The sequence below is a fragment of the Acinetobacter sp. CY17 genome (assembly GCF_059515825.1).
In genome coordinates this window covers 41,545-52,768 of sequence record NZ_JCAKMX010000022.1, presented here as the reverse complement: position 1 = coordinate 52,768, position 11,224 = coordinate 41,545, and the positions used below count along the sequence as shown (strand labels likewise).

Below are 11,224 nucleotides of genomic sequence, written 5' to 3'. Positions count from 1 at the left end.
AAGAACAACTTGTTGTGGATTCTTACCGGTCGCCAATCTTTCGTTAAGGAGGTGATCCAGCCGCAGGTTCCCCTACGGCTACCTTGTTACGACTTCACCCCAGTCATCGGCCACACCGTGGTAAGCGTCCTCCTTACGGTTAGACTACCTACTTCTGGTGCAACAAACTCCCATGGTGTGACGGGCGGTGTGTACAAGGCCCGGGAACGTATTCACCGCGGCATTCTGATCCGCGATTACTAGCGATTCCGACTTCATGGAGTCGAGTTGCAGACTCCAATCCGGACTACGATCGGCTTTTTGAGATTAGCATCCTCTCGCGAGGTAGCAACCCTTTGTACCGACCATTGTAGCACGTGTGTAGCCCTGGTCGTAAGGGCCATGATGACTTGACGTCGTCCCCGCCTTCCTCCAGTTTGTCACTGGCAGTATCCTTAAAGTTCCCACCCGAAGTGCTGGCAAATAAGGAAAAGGGTTGCGCTCGTTGCGGGACTTAACCCAACATCTCACGACACGAGCTGACGACAGCCATGCAGCACCTGTATCAGAGTTCCCGAAGGCACCAATCCATCTCTGGAAAGTTCTCTGTATGTCAAGACCAGGTAAGGTTCTTCGCGTTGCATCGAATTAAACCACATGCTCCACCGCTTGTGCGGGCCCCCGTCAATTCATTTGAGTTTTAGTCTTGCGACCGTACTCCCCAGGCGGTCTACTTATCGCGTTAGCTGCGCCACTAAAGCCTCAAAGGCCCCAACGGCTAGTAGACATCGTTTACGGCATGGACTACCAGGGTATCTAATCCTGTTTGCTCCCCATGCTTTCGTACCTCAGCGTCAGTATTAGGCCAGATGGCTGCCTTCGCCATCGGTATTCCTCCAGATCTCTACGCATTTCACCGCTACACCTGGAATTCTACCATCCTCTCCCATACTCTAGCTTCCCAGTATCGAATGCAATTCCTAAGTTAAGCTCAGGGATTTCACATCCGACTTAAAAAGCCGCCTACGCACGCTTTACGCCCAGTAAATCCGATTAACGCTCGCACCCTCTGTATTACCGCGGCTGCTGGCACAGAGTTAGCCGGTGCTTATTCTGCGAGTAACGTCCACTATCCTAGAGTATTAATCTAAGTAGCCTCCTCCTCGCTTAAAGTGCTTTACAACCAAAAGGCCTTCTTCACACACGCGGCATGGCTGGATCAGGCTTTCGCCCATTGTCCAATATTCCCCACTGCTGCCTCCCGTAGGAGTCTGGGCCGTGTCTCAGTCCCAGTGTGGCGGATCATCCTCTCAGACCCGCTACAGATCGTCGCCTTGGTAGGCCTTTACCCCACCAACTAGCTAATCCGACTTAGGCTCATCCATTAACGCAAGGTCCGAAGATCCCCTGCTTTCCCCCGTAGGGCGTATGCGGTATTAGCAGTCGTTTCCAACTGTTGTCCCCCATTAATGGGCAGATTCCTAAGCATTACTCACCCGTCCGCCGCTGAATCCAGTAGCAAGCTACCTTCATCCGCTCGACTTGCATGTGTTAAGCCTGCCGCCAGCGTTCAATCTGAGCCATGATCAAACTCTTCAGTTTAAAATCAATAGTGCCTATAGGGCACCAATCTTGGCTCATCAATTACTGACAAAAAATTTGCTCAAATAAACTTCGAGAAATTCTTACCAATTATCAATGAAAATATATTCGATTGATCAACCAGTAAAAATCCACACAAGTTGTTCTTCATAATCTCTTAATGATTTTCTTGCATCTTCGTCAGAAGCAAGTAGTCGGCTATAATACTCTTATTCTCACAAGAGTCAAGCGATTTATTTCAATCACTGCCGATGGATGAGCATTATAAATAAAAATGTAACACTAACAAGCTCTTTTTTAATTAAATGTTGATTAAATCAACTCAAAAAAATATAAGACAATGATTTTTATGGGAAAATATTTTTAATAATTTATACCAAATTGATTCCTTTTGGTTTTAGAATCTAGTTTTTTTCAGTTAAATCAATGCAAAACAGCCGTTTTTGATTCTGATCAGAGCCAAGAACAAGCCAAAGCGAAAAATCGGCTTTGGCTTGTGACATAGTTTTAGAACTTCATACTTAGACGTGCCCAATAATTACGGCCAATATTATTAAATTGCTCATTACCCGCTAAGCCAATGCCAGCATTACCCATTTTATTTAAGTGTTCGGCATAGCTTTTATCTAATACATTATCAATTCCGACTGCCAGATCAACACCCTGTCTTAAATGATAGGTCGCATTGACTGCGAGTGTGCCAAAACCATGACTTGGCTTCAGGTCATAACCCACAATATTTCCCTCACCGACACTGACACGGTCTTGATCATCAACCATACGCCAGAGTAGTCCTAAGTTATATTTATCTTGGCTATAACGCAGATTAATACGCGCCTCTAGAGGTGCAATTTGTGGCAAAGCAGTATGGTCAGTGGTATTTTCACCCCAAGCATACATCGCACTTAGATCTGCAGAGATTGCATCAGTAAATTGATAGCCAATACCGGCTTCTGCACCTGCAATTGTAGCGTCTACATTACGACTATGTGCCTCTAAAGCACCTTGCATACCTGTAGCTTGATATGTCGTTAAAACATAGTCCTGCACTAAACCTGCATAAGCCGATACCCAAGAATTCCAACCCGCATGATGATGTTGATAGCCAAGATCGAGCTGTAAAGTTTTTTCAGTATCCACATGGTTAAAGGTGTTGAGATGACCATTACCTGATTTTGGACTAAATAACTCCCAGTAATCCGGCATACGCTCTACATACCCTAAGCCAATATAGGTTTTGCCGTCATCGTGTTCGGGATGAATGTTTTCAAAACGGATAAAAGCACTAGGTAAAGTCTGCTCTCGTTCACGATTTAAACCTGTTTGAGTACTCGCACGTTGATCTTGGACCTGAACCTGATCAACACGCAGCCCTGTGACCACACGATTATCGTCACCCAAGTCATAGCTTAGTTCCGTAAAAGCACCATAAGATTGAAACTGCATATCAGTTTCGCGTGGCAGATCCTTATAACTGTTATGCATACCTTTACGAATGCTATGACGATTACGTTGACTATCTAAGCCGCTGATCAATTGCAGCTTATCCCACTCTGTAGTCATGGCCACTCGGGCATTTAAAGTTTGACGTGCAACATTGGTGGCCATTGGCATTTTCATACCGCCTGCAGGGTTAAACTCTCGCAAGCTAAAGTTATCCATCACATGATCATTAAAGTTGTAATTCACTTGAGCTTCGAGTTTTTTTACATGATCAGTTAAGTTCTTCTTTTCAGCACGTAGGCCTAAACTCTCACGGGCAAATTTAGATCCATCCATCGCGCGTCCAGCATACACCGCTTCACCATCAGCCTTACCTGCGGTCAACTCTAACCAAGTATCTTGATTTGGTGTCCAACCCAAAGCCAGATCAGCATTCCAACGCTGCCAATCCGAAGGCACAGTGTTACCATCACCATCTTGATAGCTATCTGAAACCGAACGATTGGTATTCAAACGGATATATTTGTGTTCATCGCCCACAGCAGCTTCAATGTTATGGTCTAAGCGCCCATAAGAACCAACCACAACACTGGCTTGACCACGATAATTGTGATCCTGATCAAATTGCTCAGGTCTACGTTCAAAAATCACTGTAGCGGCCGAGCCCGTATTGGCATATTGAACGGTTTGTGGACCCTTAATCACTGAAATTTGATCATAACTTTCAGGTGAAATATATGAGCTTGGCGAGTCCATTCGACTTGGGCAAGCACCAAGGTTTTCTGTACCATCGGTCAAAATTTTAATTCTTGAACCAAACATACCGCGGAAGGTCACGTCACCATTGGTACCTGCACCACTATTCACGGCGCTAAATCCCACAATACTTTGCAAATAATCCGCCCCATCTGCAGCTGGAATGGGTTGAATCGGCTGTTTAGGATCAGCGCGTACAATTAAACCATGGGCATCATTGCCTTGCTGTGCTGTTGCCACAATTGGCGCTAAGGATAGAGGTTGATTTTCTGAATTTTGAGCCGCAAAAATTGTACTTGAATAGGCGATCGCCATGGCAGCCGCTAGAGGCTGTAATAAAAACTGACCTGATGTCATGATCATCTCACTTAAAACATAAATACGAGTAGGCTAGAGCCAACAAAGACCCTAAAAAATTGATCGAAATTTATGCAAAAAGTGGTGGAGCTCGCCCTTGCGGCAATAAAAATAAGCGTTGTAGAACAAACCAAACATAGGCGGCATTATTTTGCCAGGCAGCAAAACGCACTTGAATACGGTCTAGTACTTCCTTAACCGATAATTCAGGTGGTAAAACTAAATTGCCATATACCGTACAATATTGGCACTGATGATTAGCATCATGATGCTGATGCTCATGTTGTTGCTCTACAGCGTGATGATGTGCATGTGTTTCTGAATGTGAATGCAGTAAAGCTTGGGCAATAGTTTCACAGACCGGCGCCACTTGATAATGTGCTGGCAATAAAGGCTGTAAAAACACAGCAATCTGTAAAAACACGGCTGCAAAAGACAGCAGTAAAGCACTGCGCTGATACAAAAACAAAAACCCATACCTTGAGTATGGGTTTAAGTATAACAAAGTGGCAGAAAAAAGCAGCCTCTTTGCTTAACGTTGCACTTTTTGACGTTGACGTAACACTTTTTCCACTTTCTCACGTGCACGTTGACGTTTGAGTGGTGAGAGATAATCGACAAAAAGTTTACCGTTTAAGTGATCCATTTCATGCTGAATACAAACTGCCAGAAGTTCATCTGCTTCCATCTCAAATGCTTGACCTTCAAGGTTAATTGCTTCGATCTTTACGCGTGACGGACGCTCAACTTTGTCGTATATTTGGGGCACTGATAAACAGCCCTCTTCATACGGTTGGGTCTCTGTCGTCAGTGGGGTAATTTTTGGATTAATGAAAACCAAAGGTTGATCTTTGTTCTCAGATAAATCCATCACGATCAATTGAATATGATGGTCAACTTGGGTCGCAGCCAAGCCAATGCCGGGCGCTGCATACATCGTTTCAAACATATCTGCAGCAAGCTGACGAATTTCATCAGTAACTTCTTCGACAGGTTTCGCAATGGTACGAAGACGGGGATCCGGGAAACTTAAAATAGGTAACAAGGCCATACTGCGTCCTCAATTCTGCCATTGAATTAAAAAACCCAATGAAGGAATGCTTCATCAGAAAATTGTGTGTAAGATCGTTATTATAACGCAACTACATACATAATTTTAGGAATTATGATAATGAAAAAGGTTTTGACAGACACTGCTATTTTTCGTGTCTTGGGGTTTAAGCAGCAATTATTGGCTGTTGCAATATGTACCAGTTTGGGGCTGGCTTTTATCAGTGTCGCTGAAGCTGCGCCGGCACGTAATATTAATCCACCTGCTTTAAAAGCCAATGCACCCAACGTGTATATTGTCAAAAAAGGCGATACCTTGTGGGACATTTCAAAACGTTTTTTAAAAAATCCGCTACGCTGGCGTGAAATTTGGGCCAGCAATAAACATGTCAAAAATCCGCATTGGATTTTCCCTGGTGACCGCCTCTTAATGTGCGATTATCAAGGTCGTCCAATTTTGGGTAAAGATGAAGGTGATGGTTGTGAAGGCATTATTAATCGCTACTTAGGCAGTCAAAACTTAAGACCTCAAGTGCGTTTAGAATCGACTAACAATGCCATTCCTGTAATTGCCTTAGATGATATCAAAAACTTTTTAGAACGCTCACATATTATTGGCCCTGATGCACTAGATGCAACGCCTTATATTGTGGGTGCAGCTGATCAACGTGTGTTAGCAGCCAAAGGACAAACAGTTTATGCACGTGGTGCTGGTTTAGAATCAGGTCAACGCTATGCAATTTACCGTGAAGGTGAACCTTATACAGCAGTAGATGCGAAAGGACGCAAATATCCAATTGCTTTAGAACTGACACAAGTCGCGACAGCCATTGCCAGCAAAAATACGGATGATATAACCACCCTAGAAATTACCGACACTTACAACTACGAAGTCCGTCGTGGTGATCGTGTTTTACCAATTTACGACCCAATGTTGCCAACTTTGTTCTACCCTGTAGAGGCAGATCATGTCGTGCCAGAGGGTAAAGTGATTCGTGTACAAGGTTCAATTGGTACAGCAGCTCAAGGTAGCGTCGTCACTTTAGATCGTGGTAGCCAACACGGCGTACAAAGTGGCCATGTTTTTGCACTTTCACAACAAGGCGAAATTGTCACCGATCCAAAAACCAAAGAACGGATTCAGCTCCCAGGACAACGTATTGGGCATGTCATGGTCTTTAAAACCTTTGATCAATTCAGCTATGGCTATATTCTAAATAGTGAATTACCCATTAAAGTCGGTGCTCATTTAGTGGCACCGGACAGTGATGACTAATCTCTAAAGTGAGGTGAGGTATGTTGCAGCAACTCTCACAGAATCAACTTGATACCATACGTCTCTGGTATTTGGTGCAACATTCCTTATCGAGTTTTTATAAACTCATCCAGCATTATGGCTCAGTCCAAGCCGCCTTTACAGCGCGACATGACTGGGCCAGCTTGAATTTACATCGCAGCCATCTAAAACGTGTTCAAGACTTTGAACAAGCTGCCGTTCAAGATCATTTCCAAAAAACTTTAGACCTTATTCAGCAACATAGTGATTTTGTACTGTGTTTAGATGATGCTGACTATCCACAACAACTCAACACCTATAATGACAAGCCACCTATTTTATTTGGTCAGGGTGATGTCTCTATTTTAAATGAAGCACAAATTGCGATTGTAGGCAGTCGTAAACCCAGTCCACATGGCCGACAAGTAGCTTATGATTTTGCGTATTATTTAAGTGAAAAAGGATTTTATATTAATAGCGGTCTAGCCTTAGGGATTGATGAAGCTGCACATAAAGGTGGCTTACTACATGGGCGTACCTTGGCGGTTATTGCCACTGGCTTAGAAACAACCTACCCCAGCCAACATTTGCAATTAAGACAACAAATCATTGCCCAAGGTGGTGCAGTGATTAGTGAACTTTTACCCTTCACTCAGCCCTTACAACATCATTTTCCACGGCGTAACCGAATTGTCAGTGGTTTAAGCCTAGGTATTATTGTGGCTGAAGCAACTTTAAAAAGTGGCTCGCTCATTACTGCTAAAATTGCTGCGGAACAAGGTAAACATATTTTTGCAATTCCAGGTTATATCTATGATGAGTATCATCAAGGTTGCCATTTACTCATTCGTGAAGGCGCAACCTTAGTGGATCATCCTGAACAAGTGCTTGAAGACTTAGCTTTAGCCACTACATGGCAACATCAACAACAGAGCCAGCGCAAATCAAACGTCTCTGATCGCACACCCCCTCTACTGCCTAAAACCAGCAAGACTGTTGTACCTGAACATTTAGCAGCGCTCTACGCCGTACTCGATTGGCAAGGTCAGGATTTAGACCAACTGTGTTTGAAATTAAATGACCATGCAGCCAGCTTAACAGGCCAATTAATGGAACTTGAACTCCTTGGGTTAGCGATGCAACAGTCAGGTTTATACCTGCGTTGTGGTTCAGGTCAATAAGGTTCACAATAGTCTTTCCATCCATCAAGTTAAGGGAAAGATGTATATGATTACGACCTCTGTTGCTGAAGCGGCACAATGTCTCAAACAAGGACAAGTTTTAGCTTACCCTACAGAGGCTGTTTGGGGTCTAGGTTGTGACCCATATAACGAACAGGCATTTTTAGAGATCTTACGCTTAAAACAGCGTCCGATGGAAAAAGGGGTAATTTTACTGGCTGCCAGTCTGCATCAAGTGGAACCTTTGTTGGCACATTTGCAAACGAGTATTCGTGAACAAGTGATTGCCTCATGGACCAATCGCAGTGCCAACGAACGTGCCACCACATGGCTATTGCCTGCGACCAATGAAATTCCAACGTGGATCAAAGGCAATCATCCAAAGGTCGCGGTACGTGTTACGACGCATCCTTTATGCGTAGCACTATGCAATGCTTTTGATGGTTTTATCGTCTCTACCAGTGCCAATCCAGCAGGACTTGAACCTGCACGTTCTTTACAAGATGCTAGTCAATATTTCGCCCAAGAATTAAATTATTTAAATGGTGATTTAGGCTTAAGCCGTGAACCAAGTCGCATTTTAGACGCTGAAACAGGTGCAGTGATTCGAGCCTAAATCATTAAATTTTAGGCAAAAAAAAGCTCAGCCATATAGGGACGGCTGAGCATAAAAAGGATGTGTAAATCACATCCAGAGGGTCTTTCAATCTGGTGCCTACTTAAGATCTTTAAGAATTACTTAAGTATTTGCGATGGCGGTATTATGTTCTAATCACTTGTTTTTAACAAATATATTTTTAAACTCAATTAATATATAAAATGTATTAGCTAATTATATTTTTACCTATTTGTTCAACGTATCTGACTATTTTGTATTTAGTTTTAAAAGAATTATCAATTTTCCATATTTGAAAAACTGAAGTTCTTTTAGAACAACTTCAATAAAAATATTTTTTACAGCCATGTGGCTGCTTAATTTTTAGACTCAAGCTTTACGCTGTGCTAAAAAAACGGCTGCCAAAATCACCCCACCTCCTATGCTGTGATAGATGGTCCATGCTTCATTGAGCCAAACATAGGCGATCATAGCGGTAAAAATTGGCATTAAATTCATAAAAATGCTGGTGCTATTGGGGCCTAATTTTTGAATGGCTAGCATCCACAGTAAAGGTGCTAGCAAAGATGGAAAAACCGCTGCATATAATACGCTTAAAATATTGGCGCTCGTTAATGTATCTAGGCCTATATACGCGATGAAGGGTAAGTGATACAGGACCGCGAAACAGATTTGCATATACAGCATGATCATCAGTGGCAAAGACAATTGCCACTTCTTTAAAAATACTCCATAAAAAGCATAGAAAAACACTGCTAGTAGCATAACAAGATCGCCACTATGCTGACCGAGGCTGAGTATTGCCGCCAATTGTCCTTGGCCAATCACATATAATAAGCCTAAAAAAGATAACGCACTGCCAATAACCGCATAACGGTTAGGGCGTTGTTTTAAAATCAGCAGCGCCACAAAAATGGTAAAAATAGGGATGAAAGCATTAATTAAGCCCATATTGGTGGCCGTCGTATAATGCGCCGCACTATAGGCCAGACCTTGATACAGCAACATGCCAAAAGCACTCAGAATAGCAATCTTGCCAAGAGCAGGCTTAATCTGCTGACGTTGCTGCCACACAGGTAGTAGCATAAATGGGCTCAAAATGAGCCATGCAATAAACCATCGGTAAAAACTAATACTGATAGGTTCAATAAATTCAGTGACGTAACGTGTCACCACAATATTTAATGACCAAATTAATACTGCACCAATGGGTAATAACACTGCCCACCAAGCCATCCGGCTTTGTTTCATTGTATTGTCCTTAATTTTTCTTTTGCGCCAACATCACGCCTGCAATGGCCATGATGGTACCTAATGTATGGTAATACATCCACTGCTCACCCAAATAAAAATAAGCCACAAGTGCGGTAATAATGGGCCCCAAATTCGTAAACATACTTGAACGATTAGGTCCCAAAGTTTGCATAGCTTTCATCCACATAAATGGTGCCACAATTGAAGGAAGTAGCGCCGCATACATCACACTGCTCACATTAGCTTGATCTAAGGGTTGCAAACCAAACACCAATAACAAAGGGATATGCAGGAGTAGGGCCAAGAGTGTTTGTGCAAATAAACTCACCCCTAAATTTAAAGGCAATTGCCAGGCACGTAATAACACGCCATATAGTGCATAGCTCAGCACCGCAATAATCATTAGGCCATCACCAAAATGAAAAATGCCCTGCAATAAAGTCATTGGTTGACCTCGTGATATTAAAAATAGTAAACCTGTGATAGAGAGGATACTTCCAAATATTCCGTATTGATTGGGCTTTTCAGTCAGAATAATGAAGCTGACGAAAATGGTAAAAATAGGAATAAAAGCATTGATAATGCTCATATTAGTGGCAGTGGTACTATGCCCTGCCCAATAAGACAAACACTGATAAATCAGCATGGCCAGACTTGCCAACACAGTTAGCTGACCCAAATGTGCAAACACTTGCTGTTTTTGTTGGATGAGTGCTTTAAATACAAAAGGTGCGATAACCATTAAGGCAATCAGTAAACGCCAAAAACTAATACTCACTGGCTCAATCACATGAGCAGCATAACGTGTAACCACCATATTCAGCGCCCAAATCACCACTGGAATCAGCGGAAAACTATATAACCAAATTGAATGAGTCTGAGTAGTGGCAGTGGGTGTGGTCATAGCACAGCATCTTATTTTAACTTGCTGCCATTTTAGCGGGCTTTTCTAGATCAGCTGTACAAGTTTTCACTTGCTCGTATCGCATTTTCTCGCTACAACATCAGTTGCTTAAAAACAAATAAGGATCAGTCATAATGACTTCTGTATACAATATTCCTGTAGTCACCATCAATGGCGCAGAAACCACATTAAATCAATATCAAGGTAAAGTGCTGCTGATTGTAAACGTGGCTTCTAAATGTGGCCTCACCTCACAATACGAAGGCCTACAAAAACTTTACAATGATCAAAAAAGCGCTGGCTTAGAAATCTTAGCTTTTCCATCTAATGATTTCTTGGCACAAGAACCAGGAAGTAATGAAGAAATTCAACAATTTTGTAGTGTAAATTACCAAATTGATTTCCCATTGTTTAGCAAAATTACGGTTGTCGGCGAAGATAAACACCCGCTTTACCAAGCATTAACCCAAGCAATTCCGGAGCGTATTGGTGAAGGTCCATGGGTGAAAGATTTAACTGATTATGGTTTAACACCAAATCAACCGCCTGAAGTGCTTTGGAACTTTGAGAAATTCTTGGTCAATAAAAATGGTGAAGTGGTGGCACGTTTTGCTCCAGACATTGCCGCAGATGATGCGCGTATTAGCGATGCCATTGCAGCTGAATTAGCCAAATAAATTATACATTCCGTAAAGTATCTATACCTCTTAGATACTTTACTTTTTATTCAATACAAGTTGTTGCATTGGATGAATATTGACGGTGACTATATATTCCAACATCTATCAAGTCTTTCAAATGATCTT

General features: G+C 42.5%; 9 protein-coding genes and 1 rRNA gene. 4 read left to right on the top strand and 6 right to left on the bottom strand.

Annotation, left to right across the window (positions count from 1 at the left end; all coding sequences use genetic code 11):
* Window positions 1-44 precede the first annotated feature (44 nt).
* The 4 genes from AC5YCI_RS13735 to def form a co-directional block, all read right to left on the bottom strand.
* Window positions 45-1,581, bottom strand: a 16S ribosomal RNA gene (locus AC5YCI_RS13735).
* Window positions 1,582-2,088: 507 nt separating this feature from the next.
* Window positions 2,089-4,137: a TonB-dependent copper receptor gene (locus AC5YCI_RS13730; protein ID WP_496175708.1), complete on the bottom strand. Its 2,049-nt coding sequence runs from the start codon at window positions 4,135-4,137 to the stop codon at window positions 2,089-2,091.
* Window positions 4,138-4,207: 70 nt separating this feature from the next.
* Window positions 4,208-4,600: a DUF2946 domain-containing protein gene (locus AC5YCI_RS13725; protein ID WP_496130333.1), complete on the bottom strand. Its 393-nt coding sequence runs from the start codon at window positions 4,598-4,600 to the stop codon at window positions 4,208-4,210.
* A gap of 69 nt (window positions 4,601-4,669) precedes the next feature.
* Window positions 4,670-5,188: a peptide deformylase gene (gene def / locus AC5YCI_RS13720; RefSeq protein ID WP_496130330.1), complete on the bottom strand. Its 519-nt coding sequence runs from the start codon at window positions 5,186-5,188 to the stop codon at window positions 4,670-4,672.
* 120 nt (window positions 5,189-5,308) lie between these two features.
* Between def and AC5YCI_RS13715 the strand changes: the two genes are divergently transcribed.
* Genes AC5YCI_RS13715 through tsaC form a run of 3 tightly spaced genes read left to right on the top strand, consistent with a single transcriptional unit; the run spans window position 5,309 to window position 8,260 of the window.
* Complete coding sequence (locus AC5YCI_RS13715; RefSeq protein WP_496130329.1) at window positions 5,309-6,463, top strand: LysM peptidoglycan-binding domain-containing protein; 1,155 nt, start codon at window positions 5,309-5,311, stop codon at window positions 6,461-6,463.
* Between the two features lie 20 nt (window positions 6,464-6,483).
* The gene (dprA, locus tag AC5YCI_RS13710) at window positions 6,484-7,644 is read left to right on the top strand and encodes a DNA-processing protein DprA (RefSeq protein ID WP_496130328.1); all 1,161 of its coding nucleotides are present in this window, start codon (window positions 6,484-6,486) and stop codon (window positions 7,642-7,644) included.
* A 46-nt stretch (window positions 7,645-7,690) separates the two neighbouring features.
* Entirely contained in the window at window positions 7,691-8,260 is a 570-nt protein-coding gene (gene tsaC / locus AC5YCI_RS13705; RefSeq protein ID WP_496130327.1) for an L-threonylcarbamoyladenylate synthase type 1 TsaC, read from the top strand.
* Window positions 8,261-8,629: 369 nt separating this feature from the next.
* On the opposite strand, the gene AC5YCI_RS13700 is transcribed toward tsaC, so the two are convergent.
* Window positions 8,630-9,511, bottom strand: a complete 882-nt coding sequence (locus tag AC5YCI_RS13700) for a DMT family transporter (protein WP_496130326.1) — start codon at window positions 9,509-9,511, stop codon at window positions 8,630-8,632.
* A gap of 10 nt (window positions 9,512-9,521) precedes the next feature.
* Complete coding sequence (locus AC5YCI_RS13695; protein ID WP_496130325.1) at window positions 9,522-10,418, bottom strand: DMT family transporter; 897 nt, start codon at window positions 10,416-10,418, stop codon at window positions 9,522-9,524.
* Between the two features lie 131 nt (window positions 10,419-10,549).
* Here AC5YCI_RS13695 and AC5YCI_RS13690 point away from each other — a divergent pair, with 131 nt between their 5' ends.
* Window positions 10,550-11,095, top strand: a complete 546-nt coding sequence (locus AC5YCI_RS13690) for a glutathione peroxidase (protein ID WP_496130332.1) — start codon at window positions 10,550-10,552, stop codon at window positions 11,093-11,095.
* Window positions 11,096-11,224 lie beyond the last annotated feature (129 nt).